This is a genomic window from Serratia nematodiphila DZ0503SBS1, from assembly GCF_000738675.1.
Lineage (GTDB): Bacteria > Pseudomonadota > Gammaproteobacteria > Enterobacterales > Enterobacteriaceae > Serratia > Serratia nematodiphila.
The window spans coordinates 445,926-469,390 of record NZ_JPUX01000001.1 but is presented as its reverse complement, the minus strand read 5'-3'; the positions used below and the strand labels follow the sequence as shown (position 1 = coordinate 469,390).

General features: G+C 55.2%; 16 protein-coding genes, 5 tRNA genes, 3 rRNA genes and 1 other RNA gene. 4 read left to right on the top strand and 21 right to left on the bottom strand.

Annotation, left to right across the window (positions count from 1 at the left end; all coding sequences use genetic code 11):
• Window positions 1–180 precede the first annotated feature (180 nt).
• The 10 genes from rplA to JL05_RS02095 all read right to left on the bottom strand — a co-directional run bounded on the left by rplA (window position 181) and on the right by JL05_RS02095 (window position 4,508).
• Window positions 181–885 carry a 50S ribosomal protein L1 gene (gene rplA, locus JL05_RS02135; protein WP_004929908.1) on the bottom strand — a complete coding sequence of 235 codons (705 nt, stop codon included), beginning with the start codon at window positions 883–885 and terminating at the stop codon, window positions 181–183.
• A 3-nt stretch (window positions 886–888) separates the two neighbouring features.
• Entirely contained in the window at window positions 889–1,317 is a 429-nt protein-coding gene (rplK, locus tag JL05_RS02130; protein WP_004929911.1) for a 50S ribosomal protein L11, read from the bottom strand.
• A gap of 165 nt (window positions 1,318–1,482) precedes the next feature.
• The gene (nusG, locus tag JL05_RS02125) at window positions 1,483–2,028 is read right to left on the bottom strand and encodes a transcription termination/antitermination protein NusG (protein ID WP_004929914.1); all 546 of its coding nucleotides are present in this window, start codon (window positions 2,026–2,028) and stop codon (window positions 1,483–1,485) included.
• 1 nt (window position 2,029) lies between these two features.
• Window positions 2,030–2,413: a preprotein translocase subunit SecE gene (gene secE, locus JL05_RS02120; protein ID WP_004929916.1), complete on the bottom strand. Its 384-nt coding sequence runs from the start codon at window positions 2,411–2,413 to the stop codon at window positions 2,030–2,032.
• Window positions 2,414–2,673: 260 nt separating this feature from the next.
• A complete protein-coding gene (tuf, locus tag JL05_RS02115) occupies window positions 2,674–3,858 on the bottom strand; it encodes an elongation factor Tu (RefSeq protein WP_015379267.1) in 1,185 nt (394 codons plus the stop codon).
• Window positions 3,859–3,967: 109 nt separating this feature from the next.
• Window positions 3,968–4,043: transfer RNA gene (locus JL05_RS02110), tRNA-Thr, on the bottom strand.
• Window positions 4,044–4,049: 6 nt separating this feature from the next.
• A tRNA-Gly gene (locus tag JL05_RS02105) sits at window positions 4,050–4,124 on the bottom strand.
• Between the two features lie 36 nt (window positions 4,125–4,160).
• Window positions 4,161–4,276: non-coding RNA, RtT sRNA (locus JL05_RS24410), on the bottom strand.
• Window positions 4,277–4,322: 46 nt separating this feature from the next.
• A tRNA-Tyr gene (locus tag JL05_RS02100) sits at window positions 4,323–4,407 on the bottom strand.
• 25 nt (window positions 4,408–4,432) lie between these two features.
• Window positions 4,433–4,508: transfer RNA gene (locus JL05_RS02095), tRNA-Thr, on the bottom strand.
• A gap of 397 nt (window positions 4,509–4,905) precedes the next feature.
• Here JL05_RS02095 and JL05_RS02090 point away from each other — a divergent pair.
• On the top strand, window positions 4,906–5,454 hold the full coding sequence (locus JL05_RS02090) for a GNAT family N-acetyltransferase (protein ID WP_033631526.1): 549 nt from the start codon (window positions 4,906–4,908) through the stop codon (window positions 5,452–5,454).
• A 219-nt stretch (window positions 5,455–5,673) separates the two neighbouring features.
• Entirely contained in the window at window positions 5,674–6,624 is a 951-nt protein-coding gene (gene coaA / locus JL05_RS02085; RefSeq protein WP_025304936.1) for a type I pantothenate kinase, read from the top strand.
• A 48-nt stretch (window positions 6,625–6,672) separates the two neighbouring features.
• On the opposite strand, the gene birA is transcribed toward coaA, so the two are convergent.
• The 11 genes from birA to JL05_RS02030 form a co-directional block, all read right to left on the bottom strand.
• Window positions 6,673–7,635: a bifunctional biotin--[acetyl-CoA-carboxylase] ligase/biotin operon repressor BirA gene (birA, locus tag JL05_RS02080; RefSeq protein WP_004929427.1), complete on the bottom strand. Its 963-nt coding sequence runs from the start codon at window positions 7,633–7,635 to the stop codon at window positions 6,673–6,675.
• Window positions 7,632–8,669 (bottom strand): UDP-N-acetylmuramate dehydrogenase, encoded by a 1,038-nt coding sequence (gene murB / locus JL05_RS02075; RefSeq protein ID WP_033631525.1) that lies wholly within the window; start codon window positions 8,667–8,669, stop codon window positions 7,632–7,634. Before murB ends, birA begins: the two co-directional genes overlap by 4 nt.
• A 378-nt stretch (window positions 8,670–9,047) precedes the next feature.
• Window positions 9,048–9,163: ribosomal RNA gene (gene rrf / locus JL05_RS02070) — 5S ribosomal RNA — on the bottom strand.
• Window positions 9,164–9,266: 103 nt separating this feature from the next.
• Window positions 9,267–12,167: ribosomal RNA gene (locus JL05_RS02065) — 23S ribosomal RNA — on the bottom strand.
• 239 nt (window positions 12,168–12,406) lie between these two features.
• A tRNA-Glu gene (locus JL05_RS02060) sits at window positions 12,407–12,481 on the bottom strand.
• Window positions 12,482–12,569: 88 nt separating this feature from the next.
• Window positions 12,570–14,111, bottom strand: a 16S ribosomal RNA gene (locus tag JL05_RS02055).
• The 16S, 23S and 5S rRNA genes sit together here with 1 tRNA gene alongside, the layout of an rRNA operon.
• 391 nt (window positions 14,112–14,502) lie before the next feature.
• Complete coding sequence (gene hemG / locus JL05_RS02050) at window positions 14,503–15,036, bottom strand: menaquinone-dependent protoporphyrinogen IX dehydrogenase (protein WP_004934493.1); 534 nt, start codon at window positions 15,034–15,036, stop codon at window positions 14,503–14,505.
• A gap of 21 nt (window positions 15,037–15,057) precedes the next feature.
• Entirely contained in the window at window positions 15,058–16,509 is a 1,452-nt protein-coding gene (trkH, locus tag JL05_RS02045; RefSeq protein WP_004934492.1) for a Trk system potassium transporter TrkH, read from the bottom strand.
• Window positions 16,510–16,544: 35 nt separating this feature from the next.
• Complete coding sequence (locus tag JL05_RS02040; RefSeq protein WP_004934489.1) at window positions 16,545–17,159, bottom strand: IMPACT family protein; 615 nt, start codon at window positions 17,157–17,159, stop codon at window positions 16,545–16,547.
• A complete protein-coding gene (pepQ, locus tag JL05_RS02035) occupies window positions 17,159–18,490 on the bottom strand; it encodes a Xaa-Pro dipeptidase (RefSeq protein WP_004934485.1) in 1,332 nt (443 codons plus the stop codon). Before pepQ ends, JL05_RS02040 begins: the two co-directional genes overlap by 1 nt.
• A gap of 112 nt (window positions 18,491–18,602) precedes the next feature.
• Window positions 18,603–19,799, bottom strand: coding sequence for an MFS transporter (locus tag JL05_RS02030; RefSeq protein WP_033631523.1), 1,197 nt, complete (start codon window positions 19,797–19,799; stop codon window positions 18,603–18,605).
• A gap of 233 nt (window positions 19,800–20,032) precedes the next feature.
• Between JL05_RS02030 and fadB the strand changes: the two genes are divergently transcribed.
• Window positions 20,033–22,222, top strand: coding sequence for a fatty acid oxidation complex subunit alpha FadB (gene fadB / locus JL05_RS02025; protein WP_033631522.1), 2,190 nt, complete (start codon window positions 20,033–20,035; stop codon window positions 22,220–22,222).
• A 10-nt stretch (window positions 22,223–22,232) separates the two neighbouring features.
• On the top strand, window positions 22,233–23,396 hold the full coding sequence (gene fadA / locus JL05_RS02020; protein WP_025304928.1) for an acetyl-CoA C-acyltransferase FadA: 1,164 nt from the start codon (window positions 22,233–22,235) through the stop codon (window positions 23,394–23,396).
• Window positions 23,397–23,465: the final 69 nt, after the last annotated feature.

Sequence of the window (23,465 nt, the reverse complement as noted above, 5' to 3'; positions counted from 1 at the left end):
CTACGCAGGAAGGATTAAGTATCTCGCGATACACCTGCGGTCTTGGACGGAGGCCTGGATAGGCCAGGCTCCAACCGAAAAATCTTTGTTTTGCCTACGGCATAGCCAATAGTAAAACCTTGGGGCATAAGATTCTAGACAAATCTTGGCCCCAAGTCAAAGCGATAATCGCAAGTGCGATTAGTTCGCTGCGGCAGACAGACCGCTCTGATCGATAGCAACGCCAGCACCCATGGTGGTGGAGAGGCTAACTTTCTTGATGTACATACCTTTCGCCTGAGAAGGTTTTGCTTTTTTCAGCGCAACCAGCAGGGCTTCCAGGTTTTCTTTCAGTTTGTCTGCGTCGAAATCAACCTTACCGATGGTGGTATGGATGATGCCGTTTTTGTCGTTACGGTAGCGAACCTGACCTGCTTTAGCGTTTTTCACAGCTTCAGCAACGTTCGGAGTAACGGTACCCACTTTCGGGTTTGGCATCAGGCCGCGTGGACCCAGGATCTGGCCCAGTTGACCAACAACGCGCATTGCATCCGGGGAAGCAATAACAACGTCGAAGTTCATTTCGCCTTTCTTGATCTGCTCAGCCAGATCGTCCATACCTACCAGCTCTGCGCCTGCAGCTTTCGCAGCTTCAGCGTTAGCGCCTTGGGTAAATACGGCAACGCGAACGGAACGACCGGTGCCGTGTGGCAGAACGGTAGCGCCACGAACGTTTTGGTCAGATTTACGAGCGTCGATGCCGAGGTTAACGGCAACGTCAACGCTTTCTACGAATTTAGCGGTGGCCAGCTCTTTCAGCAGAGCAACAGCTTCAGTGATGTCATACTGTTTAGTCGCATCAACTTTGTCACGGATCACGCGCATGCGCTTGGTCAGCTTAGCCATCTCTTAATCCTCCACTACCAGGCCCATGGAACGAGCGGTACCTTCGATGGAGCGAGTCATCGCTTCAACGTCAGAACCAGTCATGTCCGCAGCTTTGGTTTCTGCGATTTCACGTACCTGAGCACGGGTCACTTTACCTACTTTGTCTTTGTTCGGCTTACCGGAACCAGACTTGATACCAGCCGCTTTTTTCAGCAGAACTGCTGCCGGCGGGGTTTTGGTAACGAAAGTGAAGGAGCGATCAGAATAAACGGTGATAACAACCGGAATCGGCAGACCTTTTTCAATGCTGTCAGTCTTAGCATTGAACGCCTTACAGAATTCCATGATGTTAACGCCCTGCTGACCCAGAGCTGGACCCACTGGTGGGCTCGGGTTAGCCATACCAGCTGCAACTTGCAGCTTAACGTAGGCTTGTACTTTCTTAGCCATTTAAATTTCCTCGGTTTGGGTAGTATCGCCTCGTGAGAGGCTCCCCGTGTTTAACCTCGCCGGACAAACATCAGGCAAGGCATCTAAAAACAAAAGGCGCGAAATTGTAGTTCAATTTCGCGCCTTTGACAAGCGGCAACAGGCCGCTTACTGCTGATTATTCGATCAGCCTTTTTCAACCTGGCTGAAGTCCAGTTCCACCGGCGTTGCACGGCCGAAGATGGAAACGGAAACTTTCAGGCGGCTCTTCTCGTAATCGACTTCTTCGACCACGCCGTTGAAATCGGCAAACGGGCCGTCGTTGACGCGCACCAGCTCGCCCGGCTCGAACAGCGTTTTCGGACGCGGCTTGTCACCGACCTGCTGCAGGCGGTTCATGATCGCATCAACTTCTTTATCGCTGATCGGCGCTGGACGGTCAGACGTTCCGCCGATGAACCCCATGACGCGCGGTACGCTGCGCACCAAGTGCCAACTGGCGTCATTCATCACCATCTGCACCAGCACATAGCCAGGGAAGAACTTACGCTCGCTCTTGCGACGCTGACCGCCACGGATTTCAACCACTTCTTCCGTAGGCACCATCACTTCGCCGAACAGCTCTTCCATATCGTGCAGTTTGATGTGTTCACGCAGCGATTGCGCTACGCGACCTTCAAAACCGGAAAACGCCTGAACGACGTACCAACGTTTTTTTGGAGCTTCAGACATTTTAGAACCTCAGGCCAGTAATAAACGACACCAGACGGACCAGAATACCATCCAGTCCCCACAGAATCAGTGACATCACGGCGGTTACCGCGGCAACGATCAACGTGGTGTGTAGCGTTTCCTGACGAGTTGGCCAAATCACTTTACGTACTTCGGTACGCGCTTCACGGGCAAACGCAACGGTGGCTTTGCCTTTGGTGGTCATCAGAGCCACTGCACCTGCAACGGCGATGATCAGCACAACTGCCAGCGCGCGCAATGGCAGGCTTAAATCACGGTAGTAATAGTTACCGACAATAGCCACAACCAACAGAACGGCGACGATCAGCCACTTTGCCGCTTCCAGGCCGCGTCCGCTCCCTTGAGCCTCGGTATTCGCACTCATAAACCAACCTGTCACAATGATGATTCATAACAAACAACTTTGCCTCGCATTGCGAGGCAAACCAAACCGATCGGATAGCGCATTAGCGATATCCCGGTGTTTTACGCCATGACGTATTTCAGTCAATACGGTTTAAGAGCCCATCTCACCAATGATTATGACTGCAAAATCGCTGATGAGATAGGTTCTAGTTCACAGCGTAGAAAAAGGGCATCAAATGATGCCCTTTTACCGCGTGTCGCGTCAAACTTTATCAGCGATTAAGCGATAACTTTAGCAACAACACCAGCGCCTACAGTACGGCCGCCTTCACGGATTGCGAAACGCAGACCGTCGTCCATCGCGATTGGGTGAATCAGGGTAACTTTCATGTTCACGTTGTCGCCTGGCATTACCATCTCTACGCCTTCTGGCAGTTCGATGGTACCGGTCACGTCAGTAGTACGGAAGTAGAACTGTGGACGGTAGCCTTTGAAGAATGGCGTGTGACGACCACCTTCATCTTTGCTCAGGATGTACACTTCAGATTCGAACTGGGTGTGCGGCTTGATGGAGCCTGGCTTAGCCAGTACCTGACCACGTTCGATTTCTTCACGTTTGATACCACGCAGCAGAACACCAACGTTCTCACCAGCACGGCCTTCGTCCAGCAGTTTGCGGAACATTTCAACGCCAGTACAGGTAGACTTAACGGTGTCTTTGATACCAACGATTTCAACTTCTTCGCCAACTTTGATGATACCGCGCTCAACACGACCGGTAACAACGGTACCACGACCGGAGATGGAGAATACGTCTTCGATTGGCAGCAGGAACGGCTTGTCGATTGCACGCTCTGGCTCTGGGATGTAGCTGTCCAGAGCTTCGGCCAGTTCGATGATTTTCGCTTCCCACTCAGCTTCGCCTTCCAGCGCTTTCAGCGCGGAACCGCGGATTACTGGCAGGTCGTCGCCTGGGAAGTCGTAAGCGGACAGCAGTTCGCGAACTTCCATTTCTACCAGTTCCAGCAGCTCTTCATCATCAACCATGTCGCATTTGTTCATGAATACGATGATGAAAGGAACGCCAACCTGGCGACCCAGCAGGATGTGCTCACGAGTCTGAGGCATTGGGCCGTCAGTCGCAGCTACTACCAGGATCGCGCCGTCCATCTGAGCAGCACCGGTGATCATGTTTTTCACGTAGTCGGCGTGCCCTGGGCAGTCAACGTGCGCGTAGTGACGAGTCGGGGTGTCATACTCAACGTGGGAGGTGTTGATGGTGATACCACGAGCTTTTTCTTCTGGCGCGTTATCGATCTGGTCGAAAGCACGTGCAGAACCGCCGTAGGTTTTAGCCAGTACGGTAGTGATCGCTGCAGTCAGGGTAGTTTTACCGTGGTCAACGTGGCCGATAGTACCGACGTTAACGTGCGGTTTTGTACGTTCAAACTTTTCTTTAGACATCGATTGTCCCTCTAAGACACGGATAAATCGGTGGTATCACCACATCAACCAAGCATTTGCTCGTTGAATCCAGAACAGAAAGAAAATCAGGGGGCGAGAAATTAAGAAGTGGTGCTGATAGGCAGATTCGAACTGCCGACCTCACCCTTACCAAGGGTGCGCTCTACCAACTGAGCTATATCAGCACATCTTGGAGCGGGCAGTGGGAATCGAACCCACATCATCAGCTTGGAAGGCTGAGGTAATAGCCATTATACGATGCCCGCATCCTGGAACTCGGCTACCTGATTTTTCTGTAGAATTTTGGGATGGAGCAGGATTGTTCATCACTCGGCTCGCATCCTTCGGGCCGGCTGCGCCTTGCGCTGCACAGCTCGAACCTTGCCGAAGGCTTTCGCCCTCTCCTCCCGCCATCAACCGTTGCGGTATTTATCGCATCTCAGTTAATCGCCGAAGGCAAGATTTGGTGGTGGGGGAAGGATTCGAACCTTCGAAGTCTGTGACGGCAGATTTACAGTCTGCTCCCTTTGGCCGCTCGGGAACCCCACCAGATTTTAACTACTTGTGACTTGAATGGTGCCGGCTACCGGAATCGAACTGGTGACCTACTGATTACAAGTCAGTTGCTCTACCTACTGAGCTAAGCCGGCATCAAGTGCAGCGCATTCTAGGTAGAGCGGGCGACCTATGCAACAAAAAAATTGCTTTACGCGCACTTTCGCTCATAAATCAGTCAATTTTGCATACTGTCATGCAATTTGCAGCCTGCGGCGTGCAAACATTCATCACTCGCGGCAATCATTCTCTACAATTTTATCCACTTTTTGCAAGCCTTGAGCGCCGCTTTCTCCGTGTCGGGCTTCTCAAAACACTTAACCCGCGATGGTAAACTGTGAGCGGGATCGATGCACCAAAAAGGGGATACCTGCCCCGAACTGCGGCGTGGGCTACACTGATCCCTCGCCCTATTTGCCGTTGCTATGCCTTTCGCCGCTGTGGCTCAGTTATTGCTTCTCTTCATTCCCCCCATCCCAGGAGGAATGACCGATGAAAATAGTGCCTATCAACGCCGCTACGTTGCCGATTTACCGCGATGAATTGGCCCGCCTGTTGACCGATGCCGTCACGCACGGCGCTTCTGTCGGTTACGACACCTTAATTCCTCACGAAGACGCCGAGAGCTACTTCCACAGTCTGCGACCGGCCCTGGCCAAAGGTGACCTGCTGCTGTGGATTGCCCGTGACGATCGCGGCGTCGTTGGCACCGTGCAACTTGAGCTTGGCCAGAAGCCGAACGGCCGTAATCGTGCGGAGGTAGTGAAGCTGTTGGTGCATAGCCGTGCTCGCCGCAACGGCGTAGGTCAGGCTCTGATGAAGACGCTGGAGTACGCGGCACTGCAGCAGCAACGCGGGCTATTGTATCTGGATACGCAGGCCGGTTCGGCGGCAGAAGCGCTTTATCGCAGCCTGGGTTATCGCTGTTTGGGTGAGCTGCCGGATTATGCAGCGGGTCCCGATGGGCATTACCATCCGACCGTCATTTATTACAAACGTCTGTTCACCGTAAGTCAGCCTTCGCGCGCCATCGCCAGTTAGTCTTCAGGCGGTATCCGGCTCTGATGATACCGCCTTGCAACCCCGCTTTATCAACTGCGCGCCGCTTCGCACAATTGACATAAACTGCTGCCTATCGACAACTTTTGCGAAAAAAGTCTACGCCAAAAACGAAGCTGTCTATAATATGCAGCTTGTTTATTCTCTGGAGTTGGCGTCCGGCGCCTTTCCCAACCTGCGTTAACAGGCAGAATTTGGCTTATGATAAAAAGAGATCAATCTTTAGCAACGCCTTACCTACAGTTCGATCGTACCCAATGGGCTGCGTTGCGAGATTCGGTGCCGCTGACGTTGTCGGAAGAAGAGATCGTTAAACTGAAAGGGATTAACGAAGATCTCTCGTTGGAAGAAGTTGCGCAGATTTATCTGCCGCTGTCACGGCTGTTGAACTTCTATATCAGTTCCAACCTGCGTAGGCAGGCGGTGCTCGAGCAATTCCTCGGCACCGACGGGCAAAAGATTCCCTATGTCATCGGCATCGCCGGCAGCGTAGCCGTAGGTAAGAGCACAACCGCACGTCTGTTGCAGGCGTTGTTGAGCCGTTGGCCAGAACACCGCAGCGTTGAGTTGATCACGACCGACGGCTTCTTGCACCCTAATAAGGTGCTGAACGAACGCGGCCTGATGAAGAAAAAAGGCTTCCCGCAGTCTTACGATATGCATAGCCTGGTGAAATTCGTGTCGGAAGTGAAATCCGGCGCCAAACGCGTCACCGCTCCGGTTTATTCTCATTTGATCTATGACGTTGTGCCCGAAGGTAATAAAGTCATCGAGCAACCGGATATTCTGATCCTGGAAGGGCTTAACGTATTGCAAAGCGGTATGGATTATCCTCACGATCCGCATCGCGTATTCGTTTCCGACTTTGTCGACTTCTCTATATATGTCGATGCGCCGGAGACGCTATTGCAAAGCTGGTATATCAATCGTTTTCTGAAATTCCGCCAGGGCGCATTTTCCAATCCCGATTCTTATTTCCATAATTATTCAAAATTGCCGGAACCGGAGGCGATTAATATCGCCACGCAATTATGGAATGAAATTAACGGATTGAATTTGCAGCAGAATATACTGCCCACCCGTGAACGCGCCAGCCTGATAATGACCAAAAGCGCTAACCACGCCGTTGAAAGCGTGCGTTTAAGAAAGTAAGCCTACCGATCGATTCAGGGGACATTACTGTCCCCTTGTCTTTTCTCACTATTCCGCGCTGCGCAGCGATATCTCGCCACCGATGAAGGGCTTGATCTCCCCGTCCTGTTCCAGCAGCAGTGCGCCCTGTGAATCGATTCCTCGGGCGATACCCACAATCTGCCGCTCGCCAATCAGCAGCTTGACCGGCCTGTCGATAAAGTTATCCAGCGTACGCCAGCGACCGATAAAGGGCGCGAGTCCGTCTATCTCAAACTGTTTCAATGACTGACGCAGTTCATTAAGCAAGGTTGCAGCCAGTTCATTGCGATCGATCTGAATTCCCGCTTCCTGTAGGTTAATCCATCCCTGAGTAATGGCGCTGGCATTGGTATCACGCATCGCCAGGTTGATGCCGGCGCCGATGACCAGTTGGGCCGCATCGCCGGTTTTTCCCGTCAGTTCGACCAGGATCCCCGCCAATTTACGATCGTTCAGATAAAGATCGTTAGGCCACTTCACGCGCACATCAGCCGCACCGAGACGCTGCAAGACCTCCGCCATCACCATCCCGATCACCAGGCTAAGCCCCATAGCCGCTGCCGGCCCCTGCTCCAGTCGCCAGAACATCGACAGATATAAATTAGCGCCGAATGGCGAGATCCACTGCCGCCCGCGGCGCCCTCGTCCTGCCTGTTGGTATTCAGCGACGCAGGCATCACCAGAGTGCAATTCGTCGATGCGGTCCAGCAAGTATTGGTTGGTGGAATCGACCACCGGCAACACGCTTACACGCTTGTCTTCCAGCAGGCTGAGGATTCGCTTGGCTTCCAACAGCTGGATGGCGCCAGGCAGGCTATAGCCTTTTCCGGGCACGGTAAAGACATCCAGTCCCCATTCGCGAATGGTCTGAATATGCTTATTGATCGCCGCGCGACTCATGCCCAGTGACTCACCGAGGTGTTCACCGGAATGGAATTCGCCGTCAGCGAGCAGCGCGATCAGTTTTAACGGCACCTTGGTATCTTTCATGACAGCACCGCCACGGCATTCAGTTCACCGGTCGCGCCAATAAAACGCACCTCAGGTTCCAGCCACACGCCGAATTTATCAGCCACCGTCTTGCGTACGTGGCGCGCCAACGCCACCACATCCTGACTGTGGGCGTTGGCGATGTTCACCAACACCAGCGCTTGTTGGCGGTGTATCGCAGCGCCACCGATACGATATCCTTTCAGTTCGCATTGATCGATAAGCCATCCGGCGGCCAGCTTCACCTGGCCATCCTGCTGTGGATAATGCGGCATAGCGGGATATTTAGCGATGAGTTCTGCGGCTTTCTCTGCGTTCACCAGCGGATTCTTGAAGAAGCTGCCGGCATTGCCGGTTTCACGTGGATCGGGCAGCTTGCTGCGGCGCATGGCGCATACGGATTCAAATACCTGAAGCGGCGTCACCGTGGCAGGATCCAGCTTGGCCAGATCGCCGTAGCTCAATTTGGGTTGCCACTGTTTGTTGAGGCGCAGACCCAGCCCGACAATGACATGTCCGGTCTGGAAACGGTGTTTGAAAATACTTTCCCGGTAGCCAAAACCACACTCGGCAGCCGGAATACGATCGATAGCGCCGGTAGAGAAGTCCAGCAGATCGACATACTCGCAGACGTCTTTCAATTCGACGCCGTAGGCGCCGATGTTCTGGATAGGGGCAGAACCGGCCAATCCAGGAATCAACGCCAGGTTTTCCAGACCGCAGATCCCAGCCTGCAGCGTATATTGCACCAGGTCATGCCAATTTTCACCGGAACTGACGTGGAGATACCAGGCATCGTTATCTTCCCGAACATCAATACCCTTCAACTGATTGACCATTACTGTGCCAGAAAAATCCTCCAGGAACAGCACGTTGCTACCTTCACCGAGAATCAGCAACGGCTCCTGACGCTTGCGCGTTTGTTGCCACACCTTGAGCATCAGCTCAATTCTATCGGCCATGATCAGGTGCGCTGCGTTGACCGGGAGCGCAAACGTATTGTGGTTTTTTAAAGACGCGCTTTCAGTAGACATAACGTTCAGTACCTATACGGAAATAATCTTCCGACTAGTCTACTCGATTCGAGGCGTCTGGCTAATATTTGTTTTAATTAACGTGAAATTTATCGACTAATACACTGAAGAATTAAGATTTATCTTTGATATAACCGGATAATTCTCATCAGTCTGTTCATAGATAGATATTTTTATTATTTAAATAATAATCTGGAACTATCAATTATATATTTAGCTGGCTATTTCCCTAGCAAAGAAACATTATGCCTCCTTATAAGGATAAGCTACATATGCCCAAAAAGGCATTTTTCAAAGTAATAGATACTGTCAGGATATTTATTTTACGCATAGCAAAAAGCCCTGAACGTCAGTTCAGGGCTTTCGGCTTTGTTTGATGCCTGGCAGTGTCCTACTCTCGCATGGGGAGACCCCACACTACCATCGGCGCTACGGCGTTTCACTTCTGAGTTCGGCATGGGGTCAGGTGGGACCACCGCGCTATTGCCGCCAGGCAAATTCGTTTTGATCAACCCGCTTCATCGCTGAAGCCTGTCAATCCAATCTGTCAACAAGCTGAATATTGTCTCGGTCTCACCAAAACACCTTCGGTGTTGTAAGGTTAAGCCTCACGGATCATTAGTACTGGTTAGCTCAATGCATCGCTGCACTTACACACCCAGCCTATCAACGTCTTAGTCTTAAACGTTCCTTCAGGGGCCTTGAAGGCCCAGGGAAGACTCATCTTGAGGCAAGTTTCGCGCTTAGATGCTTTCAGCGCTTATCTTTTCCGCACTTAGCTACCGGGCAATGCCATTGGCATGACAACCCGAACACCAGTGGTGCGTTCACTCCGGTCCTCTCGTACTAGGAGCAACCCCTCTCAATCTTCCAACGCCCACGGCAGATAGGGACCGAACTGTCTCACGACGTTCTAAACCCAGCTCGCGTACCACTTTAAATGGCGAACAGCCATACCCTTGGGACCTACTTCAGCCCCAGGATGTGATGAGCCGACATCGAGGTGCCAAACACCGCCGTCGATATGAACTCTTGGGCGGTATCAGCCTGTTATCCCCGGAGTACCTTTTATCCGTTGAGCGATGGCCCTTCCATTCAGAACCACCGGATCACTAAGACCTACTTTCGTACCTGCTCGAGCCGTCACTCTCGCAGTCAAGCTAGCTTATGCCTTTGCACTAACCTCACGATGTCCGACCGTGATTAGCTAACCTTCGTGCTCCTCCGTTACTCTTTGGGAGGAGACCGCCCCAGTCAAACTACCCACCAGACACTGTCCTCACCCCAGATTATGGGGCCGAGTTAGAACATCAAACATTAAAGGGTGGTATTTCAAGGATGGCTCCACGCAGACTGGCGTCCACGCTTCAAAGCCTCCCACCTATCCTACACATCAAGGCTCAATGTTCAGTGTCAAGCTATAGTAAAGGTTCACGGGGTCTTTCCGTCTTGCCGCGGGTACACTGCATCTTCACAGCGAGTTCAATTTCACTGAGTCTCGGGTGGAGACAGCCTGGCCATCATTACGCCATTCGTGCAGGTCGGAACTTACCCGACAAGGAATTTCGCTACCTTAGGACCGTTATAGTTACGGCCGCCGTTTACTGGGGCTTCGATCAAGAGCTTCGCCTTGCGGCTGACCCATCAATTAACCTTCCAGCACCGGGCAGGCGTCACACCGTATACGTCCACTTTCGTGTTTGCACAGTGCTGTGTTTTTATTAAACAGTTGCAGCCAGCTGGTATCTTCGACTGGCTTCAGCTCCATCCGCAAGGGACTTCACCTACATGCCAGCGTGCCTTCTCCCGAAGTTACGGCACCATTTTGCCTAGTTCCTTCACCCGAGTTCTCTCAAGCGCCTTGGTATTCTCTACCTGACCACCTGTGTCGGTTTGGGGTACGATTTAATGTTACCTGGAGCTTAGAGGATTTTCCTGGAAGCAGGGCATCAACTACTTCTGCACCGTAGTGCATCGTCATCACGCCTCAGGGTTAACATGCAACCGGATTTACCAGGTCACACCCCTACACGCTTAAACCGGGACAACCGTCGCCCGGCTAGCCTAGCCTTCTCCGTCCCCCTTCGCAGTAACACCAAGTACAGGAATATTAACCTGTTTCCCATCGACTACGCTTTTCAGCCTCGCCTTAGGGTCGACTCACCCTGCCCCGATTAACGTTGGACAGGAACCCTTGGTCTTCCGGCGAGCGGGCTTTTCACCCGCTTTATCGTTACTTATGTCAGCATTCGCACTTCTGATACCTCCAGCAACCCTCACAGGCCACCTTCAACGGCTTACAGAACGCTCCCCTACCCAACAACGCTAAGCGTCGCTGCCGCAGCTTCGGTGCATGGTTTAGCCCCGTTACATCTTCCGCGCAGGCCGACTCGACCAGTGAGCTATTACGCTTTCTTTAAATGATGGCTGCTTCTAAGCCAACATCCTGGCTGTCTATGCCTTCCCACATCGTTTCCCACTTAACCATGACTTTGGGACCTTAGCTGGCGGTCTGGGTTGTTTCCCTCTTCACGACGGACGTTAGCACCCGCCGTGTGTCTCCCGTGATAACATTCTTCGGTATTCGGAGTTTGCATCGGTTTGGTAAGCCGGGATGGCCCCCTAGCCGAAACAGTGCTCTACCCCCGAAGATGAGTTCACGAGGCGCTACCTAAATAGCTTTCGGGGAGAACCAGCTATCTCCCGGTTTGATTGGCCTTTCACCCCCAGCCACAAGTCATCCGCTAATTTTTCAACATTAGTCGGTTCGGTCCTCCAGTTAGTGTTACCCAACCTTCAACCTGCCCATGGCTAGATCACCGGGTTTCGGGTCTATACCTTGCAACTAGTCGCCCAGTTAAGACTCGGTTTCCCTACGGCTCCCCTATACGGTTAACCTTGCTACAAAATATAAGTCGCTGACCCATTATACAAAAGGTACGCAGTCACACCACGAAGGTGCTCCCACTGCTTGTACGTACACGGTTTCAGGTTCTATTTCACTCCCCTCGCCGGGGTTCTTTTCGCCTTTCCCTCACGGTACTGGTTCACTATCGGTCAGTCAGGAGTATTTAGCCTTGGAGGATGGTCCCCCCATATTCAGACAGGATGTCACGTGTCCCGCCCTACTCATCGAACTCACGACCTGTGCATTTTAGTGTACGGGGCTATCACCCTTTGCTGCGCGACTTTCCAGACGCTTCCACTAACACACAAGCCGATTCAGGTTCTGGGCTCCTCCCCGTTCGCTCGCCGCTACTGGGGAATCTCGGTTGATTTCTTTTCCTCGGGTACTTAGATGTTTCAGTTCCCCCGGTTCGCCTCATGCCACTATGTATTCATGACATGATAGTGTGTCGAAACACACTGGGTTTCCCCATTCGGGTATCGCCGGTTATAACGGTTCATATCACCTTACCGACGCTTTTCGCAGATTAGCACGCCCTTCATCGCCTCTGACTGCCTAGGCATCCACCGTGTACGCTTAGTCACTTAACCTCACAACCCGAAGATGTTTCCATCGTTCGCGCTGCAAACATTTGAGAGACTCTATGACAGGTTACTCTTTATCCCAGAACTTCTACGGAGGGATAAATTTCAGCCGTCATGTTTCAATTTTCAGCTTGTTCCAGATTGTTAAAGAGCAATATCTTAAACATGACTCGGAAGTCATCTTTAAGATATGGTGTATCGTCAGATACTTTGGACCGCCGCTTTCACCGGGTGGGTCGGAAGCTTGGCGTCCCTAGGGGATTCGAACCCCTGTTACCGCCGTGAAAGGGCGGTGTCCTAGGCCTCTAGACGAAGGGGACACGACACCGTACTTTTATGACGCTTTTGCTCGTTACTTTTTCATCAGACAATCTGTGTGAGCACGCCACTCGAAGCAATATCTTTAGGTAAGGAGGTGATCCAACCGCAGGTTCCCCTACGGTTACCTTGTTACGACTTCACCCCAGTCATGAATCACAAAGTGGTAAGCGCCCTCCCGAAGGTTAAGCTACCTACTTCTTTTGCAACCCACTCCCATGGTGTGACGGGCGGTGTGTACAAGGCCCGGGAACGTATTCACCGTAGCATTCTGATCTACGATTACTAGCGATTCCGACTTCATGGAGTCGAGTTGCAGACTCCAATCCGGACTACGACGTACTTTATGAGGTCCGCTTGCTCTCGCGAGGTCGCTTCTCTTTGTATACGCCATTGTAGCACGTGTGTAGCCCTACTCGTAAGGGCCATGATGACTTGACGTCATCCCCACCTTCCTCCAGTTTATCACTGGCAGTCTCCTTTGAGTTCCCGGCCGAACCGCTGGCAACAAAGGATAAGGGTTGCGCTCGTTGCGGGACTTAACCCAACATTTCACAACACGAGCTGACGACAGCCATGCAGCACCTGTCTCAGAGTTCCCGAAGGCACCAATCCATCTCTGGAAAGTTCTCTGGATGTCAAGAGTAGGTAAGGTTCTTCGCGTTGCATCGAATTAAACCACATGCTCCACCGCTTGTGCGGGCCCCCGTCAATTCATTTGAGTTTTAACCTTGCGGCCGTACTCCCCAGGCGGTCGATTTAACGCGTTAGCTCCGGAAGCCACGCCTCAAGGGCACAACCTCCAAATCGACATCGTTTACAGCGTGGACTACCAGGGTATCTAATCCTGTTTGCTCCCCACGCTTTCGCACCTGAGCGTCAGTCTTCGTCCAGGGGGCCGCCTTCGCCACCGGTATTCCTCCAGATCTCTACGCATTTCACCGCTACACCTGGAATTCTACCCCCCTCTACGAGACTCTAGCTTGCCAGTTTCAAATGCAGTTCCCAGGTTGAGCCCGGGGATTTCACATCTGACTTAACAAACCGCCTGCGTGCGCTTTACGCCCAGTAATTCCGATTAACGCTTGCACCCTCCGTATTACCGCGGCTGCTGGCACGGAGTTAGCCGGTGCTTCTTCTGCGAGTAACGTCAATTGATGAACGTATTAAGTTCACCACCTTCCTCCTCGCTGAAAGTGCTTTACAACCCGAAGGCCTTCTTCACACACGCGGCATGGCTGCATCAGGCTTGCGCCCATTGTGCAATATTCCCCACTGCTGCCTCCCGTAGGAGTCTGGACCGTGTCTCAGTTCCAGTGTGGCTGGTCATCCTCTCAGACCAGCTAGGGATCGTCGCCTAGGTGAGCCATTACCCCACCTACTAGCTAATCCCATCTGGGCACATCTGATGGCAAGAGGCCCGAAGGTCCCCCTCTTTGGTCTTGCGACGTTATGCGGTATTAGCTACCGTTTCCAGTAGTTATCCCCCTCCATCAGGCAGTTTCCCAGACATTACTCACCCGTCCGCCGCTCGTCACCCGGGGAGCAAGCTCCCCTGTGCTACCGCTCGACTTGCATGTGTTAAGCCTGCCGCCAGCGTTCAATCTGAGCCATGATCAAACTCTTCAATTAAAAGCTTGATGTGCTTCCACTCGAGAAGCGATGCTCAAAGATTTACTGCATGAATTTTACTTCAGTTAGTCACTCTTCAAGACTTGATATTTTTTTGCATCCGAAGATGCTGGATATCGTCTTGTGGAGTGCCCACACAGATTGTCTGATAAATTGTTAAAGAGCAGCGCCGAGAAACTCATCGGCGCGGGCTGCGTATACTACGCTTTTCGCCCGGAGAGTCAAGCGTTTATTTCGCTTTCTTCTCGCTGACCCGGCGGCTTGTCAGTCGTTGTTCCCGGTCAGTGGAGGCGCATTATAGGGAGTTCTCGGCAGGCCGCAACCCCTAATTGCAAAAAACTTTTCAAGCGCGGATTTTTTCGGCAAAACGCTGGCCAAACCCGCGTTTTTGTCACTTTTCGTACTGGATCTGGCTAAATTCCTGGGCGAAACGATCGACCTGCTGCCAATCTGTGTACTCCACTTCCTTACTGGTATCCGTTTCACCGCCCGTCATACGCATAATAAATTGAATCATGATGCGGTCGAACCAACGATAGCGCGGATACCGCAATGCGCCGGCAAACACCGCACACTGCTTTGGCTGCCACGGCGACGCCAACAGGAACTTGCGGGTATAAGCGTTGGTTTGCGGCGAACGCTTTTCCGGTTTACGCGCGGTCAGGTTCACGGCGAAGAAGGCGCTCGGCATCCTATTCAGCTGTTCGGCATGGCGCTTAACGAATTTATCCAGCACCGGGTTAAAGTGCCCGTAACGGATAGAAGCACCGATCATCACCTGCTGGTACTGACTAAGGTCGACCTGTTCCGCCTGCAGCAGATCAATCACCTCACAACGCAGCGTGTCCTGCAACTTGCTTGCTATATAAGAAGCGATAGCACGTGTTTGCCCGTCACGGCTCGAATAAAGTATCAATGCCTTCATGGCGTACTCCTTATATCAGGCTCACTCACGCCAAAAAGTTGGCGTGAACAGCACCAGCAATGTAAACACTTCCAGGCGCCCGAACAGCATCGTCACCACCAGGATCCACTTGGCCGCCGCCGGCATCGTGGTGAAGTTATCTGCCACCACGCCCAGGCCGGGGCCAAGGTTATTGAGTGTTGCCGTCACTGCGGCGAACGCGGAGAAATCGTCAACGCCGGTGGCAATGATCGCCAGCATGCTGACGATAAACACCAGCGCATAGGCGGAGAAGAATCCCCATACCGCTTCCAGAATGCGTTCCGGCAGCGCGCGATTGCCCAATTTGATGGTATAGACCGCGTTGGGGTGCACCAGCCTCTTCAACTCTCGCGAGCCCTGCAGGTACAGAAGCAGAATACGGATCACCTTCAGGCCGCCGCCGGTCGAGCCGGCGCAGCCGCCGATGAACGCCGAGCACAGCAACAACATCGGCAGAAACAGCGGCCACTTGGCGATGCTGTCGGTCGTAAAACCGGCCGTGGTCGCCATCGATACCACCTGGAAGAACGCCTGATTGAGCGTTTCCATACCGCTCTTATAGACGCCATGTCCCCAGAGCACCAACGTGCATACCACCACCAGCGTCAACTGAACGAAGATGAACATGCGGAATTCAGGATCGCGCCCGTACACCTTCAGACTACGGCCGCTTAGCAAAGCGAAGTGCAGGCCGTAGTTACAGCCGGAAATCAGCAGGAACACGGCGATGATGGTGTTGATAGTCGGACTGGCGTAATAACCGATACTGGCGTCGTGGGTAGAAAACCCGCCAATGGCGATGGTCGAGAAACTGTGGCCGATGGCGTCGAACACCGACATCCCGGCCCCCCAGAGCGCCAGCGCACAGGCGACGGTCAGCAACACATAGATTAGCCACAGGGTTTTGGCGGTTTCGGCGATGCGTGGACGCATCTTGTTATCTTTCAGCGGCCCGGGCATTTCCGCTCGATACAGCTGCATGCCGCCGACGCCAAGTATCGGCAGTATCGCCACCGCCAACACGATGATCCCCATGCCGCCCATCCATTGCAGCATTTGGCGATAGAACAGGATGGCCTTCGGCAACGAGTCCAGCCCCACCAGCGTCGTTGCGCCGGTAGTCGTCAATCCCGAGAAGGATTCAAAGAAGGCGTCGGTCAGCGACAAGTTGGGCCGTTCCGAAAACAGGAACGGCAATGCCCCCACGCTGCCCAGCACGGTCCAGAACAACACGACAATCAGGAAGCCTTCACGGGGCTTCAGCTCGTGTTTCTGTTTGCGGTTCGGCCACCACAGCATCAGACCAATGGTCAGCGCCACGAAGAAGGTTTGGCTGAACGCGCGCCCCGCCCCATCGCGGTAAATCAATGCCACCAGGCCGGGGATAAACATCGTCCCGGAGAACAGGATGACCAGCAGACCAACGATACGGGTTATGGCGCGAAAATGCATTTCAGCACGATCCTTAGCAATTCAATTGGGAGGAATTATTGCGAAATGGGGGTTAATTGCAAATTACCGCGACTGAGATCACGCAATTTATTCCCAAACAGTTCGACCTCGGTGGCCGGCAACGCCAGATGCAGCACGACGGCGGCGCCGTATTCGCCCTGCAGGATCCGACCTGCGGTTTGCTGCAGCAAGTTCTCCACCAACGCCAACTGCGCATAGTCGCACTGCAAGATATATTCGGCTTCCGGCACCTTTTGTGCCAACGCTAACTGCTTCAACGCCTGTTGAACACCGTTGCCATAGGCTTTCACCAGCCCGCCGGTGCCCAGCTTGACGCCGCCATAGTAACGAACGACCACGGCGGTCACTTCACCGATGCCGCTCCCCATCAGCTGCGCGAGGATCGGTTTGCCGGCGGTGCCCGACGGCTCTCCGTCGTCTGAGAACCCCAGTTGCTGCGAGTCATCGGGGCTGCCGGCGACGAAAGCCCAACAATGGTGTCGCGCCGCCGGATGCTCATCCCGCACCTGCTGAATAAACGCCTTTGCCGCTTCTACCCCGCTGGTCGGCGCCAGCAGGGTGATAAAACGGCTCTTCTTTATTTCTTCGGTAAAGCAGGTGGCTTCCGCCGGTATCGGGTAAGGCCGCATCAGGCCAGGTTCAGATCGCGCGTCATGTTCTCGATGCGCTTTTCGTGGATCACGATGTTGTCTTCGATACGGATGCCGCCATACGGCTTCAGCGCATCGATGCGATCCCAGGCGAAGTGCTGCTTGAATTCACCGCTGCGCCACGGTGCCAACAGAGACTCGATGAAGTACAGACCTGGCTCGATGGTCAACACCATGCCCGGCTGCAACACGCGGGTGCAACGCAGGAATGGATACTTGGACGGCGCCGGCAGATGGGTGCCTTGCTCGTCCTGCATAAAGCCGGCGGCGTCGTGCACCTGAAGGCCCAGCGGATGGCCCAGCCCGTGCGGCAGGAACGGCGTGGTAATACCCGTTTCAACCATCGCCTCTTCGCTGAGGCCGTTCACCAACTTGTGATTCTTGAGCAGCTTGGCGATGCGCTGATGCATTTGCACATGGTAGTCGGTATAGCGCACGCCGGGCTTGATGGTGTCGATCAGCGCCAGCTGTTCACCATTGAGATCTTTCACCAGGTGGGCGAACTCGCTGCCGCTTTGCGCCGCGTAGGTGCGGGTCAGATCGGCGGCATAGCCGTTATATTCCGCGCCGGCGTCGATCAGGAAACTCAGGGGTTCGGCCGGCGGCTGATGATCCAGCTTGGTGTAGTGCAGTACCGAAGCGTGTTCGTTCAGCGCTACGATGTTGTCGTAAGGCACGTCGGTATCGCGGTGGCCTGTCGCCGTCAGGTAGGCCAGGTTGATGTCGAACTCGCTCATGCCGGAGAGGAACGCCTCATGCGCCGCACGATGGCCGGTTACCGCCGTCTTCTGCGCTTCGCGCATGCAGGCCAGCTCGTAGCCGGTTTTGATAGAACGGTGGAAATCCAGGTAGTTCAACACCGCTTTCGGGTTGATGTTTTCAGAAGAAATGCCGAGATCGCGTGCGCGCTGTTGCGCATAACCGATATAGCCCACGCGCTCGCGCTGCGGCGGAAGCTGCTGGGCGATGGCGTCGGCGTTGGCCAACGGCATCAATTCAAGGGATTTGGTCCAGAAACTGTCCGGCAGCGGCTCTACGCTGTGCCAGTAGTCGACCGGGGAGTAGAACCACAGCTTCGGCTTATTGACACCGTCGATCCACAACCAGCAGTTCGGCACCGACGTCACCGGCACCCAGGCTTTGAAATGCGCGTTCACTTTGAACGGATAGCTATGGTCGTCCAAAAATACCTTTTGCAGCTCACCGGAGTGAATCAGCAGCGCATCCAACTTGTTGCGCTCCAGCACTTCGCGCGCGCGTTTTTGCAGCTCTGCCAGGTGGTCGTTATACAAAGAAGCCAGCGTTTCCATCACAGTACCCTTATGCCTTAGCACGAAAGAAGTCATCTTAACACAGCGCTCCGGCGCACCAACCTTATCGCGTTGGGCATGCGGAGCAGCTCGCAATTCCCTGCAAATGCCGTTACATCCGCAGTTTAACCATTAGCCAGCCGGCCAGGCCGAGCAACGCTATCGCCAGCGCCCACAGGCCATGGTGCTCCAACAACACCGCGCCAGCCGCGGCAACGCCCGCCAGACACTGCTGCAGAAAGCCGCACAGCGCCATCGCATAGGCGCCGTGCTCTTTGGCGTCGCTGACCGCCATCGCCATGCTGTTGGGAAATAACACCGCCTGGCCAAAAATGGTCAGGCAATACAGCGCGATGAACAGCGTCATACCGGAAAGGCCGGCCAGAATGCCGCTCCACCACAACAGCAGGATCGCCACCGTCGCCAGTGCGACGATGCCGCTGCCGGTTTGCATCAGTTTTTTCCCGCCGACACGCGCCACCGTGCGGTTCACCGTCAGCGCCCCGCTGAAGTAGGCGACGCCGATCACCAGCCCCAGCGCACCGAACGCCGTAACGTTGAGACCAAAACCCTGCTGCATGACGAACGGGCTCACCTCCTGCAATGTCACCGTGGTGGCGAAGCCCAATCCGCCGACGCAGGCCGGCCAGAAGAACCCCGGCCGCCGCAGAATGGCGAAATAGGTGGTCGCCATCGCCGGGCGTGGCTCACGTGCGCGCCACGCCTCAAGCGGCAGCGTCGCCATCAGCGCCAGAATGGCCAAACCGGTGGCGCCCATCAGGACGAAGCCCATCTGCCAGTGCGAATATTGACTGAGCAGGCCGCCGATAAACTGCCCCCCGCTCAGCGCGGTGATGAAAGCGATGGAGAGCACCGATAACCGACGCGCCAGCTCATCACCGCTCCAGTTATCCCGCACGATGATACGCGCAATGATCGCCGCACCACCGGCACCCACACCTTGCAGCGCACGCAGCGCCAGTAATTGGGTACCGTTGCTGCACAGCGCCAACAGTCCGCTGCAGCCAATGAAAAACAGCAGGGAAAGCGTCAGCGGCGCTCGGCGGCCAAAGCGATCGGCGGCCGCGCCCCAGAACAGCACCGGCAAAGCAGCGCCGATGACGAAGATCGAAATGGACAGCTCGGTGGCGCGCCGGCTCATCGCCAGCTCGCGCATCACCGTCGGCAGCGAAGGCAGATACACGGTCGTCGCCATCTGCGCCATAAACACCAACAGACACGCCAGCGTCATGGTTCTGGCGGGAATGCTCCATAAGCCGCTGCGTTTGACACAAACCGCCTTAGTCATGCCTAACCTCGTCTGAATGATAAATCGCTGCAGGCAAGTGTATGAGGGCCGACAACCACCAGCAAATGCCGATAGCACATAAAATATAACTCCGTTTTAAATCAAAACACTAACTTGGTGAGATGTGATCAGACCAGCAAATATGCAATCTCTCATTTGCATATTTTTAACATAAAAACCACACTCCTCTTCATCTGGTCATACCAGATCATACGCTGATTCAGGAGATAGACATGCTCTACCAAGGCGAAACATTACAACTGCACTGGCTCGATAACGGCATTGCCGAGCTGGTGTTCAACGCATCAGGCTCGGTCAACAAGCTGGACACCCGCACCGTCGCCAGCCTGGGCGAGGCGCTCACCGTGCTGGAAAACCAGCCTGAGCTCAAGGGGCTGCTGCTGCGCTCCACCAAAGCCGCATTTATCGTCGGCGCCGATATCACCGAATTCCTTTCTCTGTTTGCCGCACCGGCTGAAAAGCTGCACGAGTGGCTGGTATTCGCCAACAACGTCTTTAACCGGCTGGAAGATTTGCCGGTACCGACCATTTCGGCCATTAACGGCTATGCGCTCGGCGGCGGTTGCGAATGCATTCTGGCGACCGATTTCCGCGTCGCCTCGCCGGACGCGCGCATCGGCCTGCCGGAAACCAAATTGGGCATCATGCCGGGCTTCGGCGGTTCCGTCCGTCTGCCACGCCTGCTGGGTAACGACAGCGCGCTGGAAATCATCGCCGCCGGTAAAGACGTCAGCGCCAAAGACGCGTTGAAAGTCGGCCTGGTCGATGCGGTAGTGGCGCCGGAAAAACTGGCCGAAGCGGCGCTCAACATGCTGCAACAGGCGATCGACGGCAAGCTGGACTGGCGCGCCGCGCGTCAACCTAAGCTGGAGCCGCTGAAACTCAGCCCGATTGAAGCGGCGATGAGCTTCACTACTGCCAAAGGCATGGTGCTGCAGACCGCCGGTAAACATTACCCGGCGCCGATGACCGCAGTGAAGACCATTGAAGCCGCCGCCAAGCTGGGCCGCGATGAAGCGCTGAAACTGGAAACCGCCAGCTTCGTGCCGTTGGCCCGCTCCAACGAAGCGCGCGCGCTGGTCGGCATCTTCCTTAACGATCAGTTCGTGAAGGGCCAGGCGAAAAAGCTGGCCAAGAATGTGGATGCGCCAAAACAGGCGGCGGTGCTGGGCGCCGGCATCATGGGCGGCGGTATCGCCTACCAATCGGCGCTGAAAGGCGTACCGGTGATCATGAAGGACATCAGCGACAAGTCGCTGACGCTGGGCATGAGCGAAGCGGCCAAGCTGCTCAACAAGCAGCTGGAACGCGGCAAGCTGGATGGCCTGAAAATGGCGCAGGTGCTGTCGACCATTCAGCCGACGCTGGACTATGCCGGCATCGAGCGCGCGCAGGTGATCGTTGAGGCGGTCGTCGAGAATCCGAAAGTCAAAGCCGCCGTGCTGTCGGAAGTGGAAGGCCTGATCGGTGAAGACACCGTTCTGGCGTCGAACACCTCGACCATTCCGATTAATCACCTGGCAAAATCGCTGAAGCGCCCGCAAAACTTCTGCGGCATGCACTTCTTTAACCCGGTGCACCGCATGCCGCTGGTTGAAATCATCCGCGGCGAACAGACCAGCGATGACACCATCGCCAAAGTGGTGGCCTACGCCAGCCGCATGGGCAAAACGCCGATCGTGGTGAACGATTGCCCGGGCTTCTTCGTCAACCGCGTGCTGTTCCCGTACTTCGCCGGCTTTAGCCTGCTGCTGCGCGACGGCGCCGACTTCCGTCAAATCGATAAAGTGATGGAAAAACAGTTCGGCTGGCCGATGGGCCCGGCCTACCTGCTCGACGTCGTGGGCATCGACACCGCGCACCACGCGCAGGCCGTGATGGCCGCCGGTTTCCCGGATCGCATGAGCAAAGACTATCGCGACGCCATTGACGTGATGTTCGACAACCAGCGCTTCGGTCAGAAAAATCAACTGGGCTTCTACCGCTACAGCCAGGACAGCAAAGGCAAGCCGCGCAAGGACAACGATGAGCAAACCGATGCGCTGCTGGCCGAAGTGAGCCAACCGCGCCAGACCATCAGCGACGAAGAAATCATCGCGCGCATGATGATCCCGATGATCAACGAAGTGGTGCGTTGCCTGGAAGAAAAAATCGTCGCCAGCCCGGCCGAAGCCGATATGGCGTTGGTCTACGGCATCGGTTTCCCTCCGTTCCACGGCGGCGCGTTCCGCTACCTGGATACGCTCGGCACCGCCAACTACGTTGAGCTGGCCCAGCGTTACGCACACCTCGGCGCCCTGTACCAGGTGCCGGCCGGTCTGCGCGCCAAGGCCGAACGCAATGAAAGCTACTACCCGGTGGCGACACCGCTGTCCGACGTCGCTACCCGCCAACCGGCATGAGGTCATAAAGATGGAAAACGTAGTTATTGTTGATGCCGTACGCACGCCGATGGGCCGCTCCAAGGGCGGCGCCTTCCGCCAGGTACGCGCCGAAGATCTCTCCGCTCACCTGATGCGTGAAGTGCTGAGCCGCAACCCGGCGCTGGACGCCGCCGAGATTGATGACATTTACTGGGGCTGCGTGCAGCAGACGCTGGAACAAGGCTTCAACATCGCCCGCAACGCCGCGCTGCTGGCCGAGATCCCGCACCGCGTGCCGGCGGTGACCGTCAACCGCCTGTGCGGTTCTTCGATGCAGGCGCTGCACGACGCGGCGCGCGCCATCATGGTGGGCGACGCGCACGTCAGCCTGATCGGCGGCGTGGAACACATGGGCCATGTGCCGATGAATCACGGCGTGGATTTCCATCCGGGCCTGAGCCGCAGCGTGGCCAAAGCCGCCGGGATGATGGGGCTGACCGCCGAAATGCTGGCCAAGATGCACAACATCAGTCGCCAGATGCAGGATGAATTTGCCGCCCGCTCTCACCAGCGCGCACATGCGGCGACGCTGGCGGGTTACTTCAAAAACGAGATCATACCGACCAACGGCCACGACGCCGACGGCGTGCTGACCCGTTACGATTTCGATGAAGTCATTCGCCCGGAGACCACCGTCGAAAGCCTGTCGGCCCTGCGCCCGGCGTTCGATCCGGTCAACGGCACCGTCACCGCCGGCAGCTCCTCCGCCCTGTCGGACGGCGCTTCCGCCATGCTGCTGATGAGCGAATCGCGCGCCAAAGCGCTCGGTTTGAAGGCCCGCGCCCGCATCCGCTCGATGGCGGTCGTCGGCTGCGATCCTTCCATCATGGGCTACGGCCCGGTGCCGGCCAGCAAGCTGGCGCTGAAACGCGCCGGTCTAAGCGTGCAGGACATCGATCTGTTCGAGCTGAACGAAGCGTTCGCCGCCCAGTCTCTGCCGTGCATCAAGGATCTGGGGCTGATGGACAGCATCGACGACAAGATTAACCTGAACGGCGGTGCCATCGCGCTCGGCCACCCGCTGGGCTGTTCAGGCTCCCGCATCTCGACCACCCTGTTGAACAACATGGAACGTCGCGACGCGCAGTTCGGCCTGGCGACCATGTGCATCGGCCTGGGCCAGGGCATCGCCACCGTGTTTGAACGCGTTTAGCTGTGTCTATCTTGGGATGACCGCGTCACCACTTCAAATCGCGGCATCCCGCCAAGTTTAGTTGCCGTT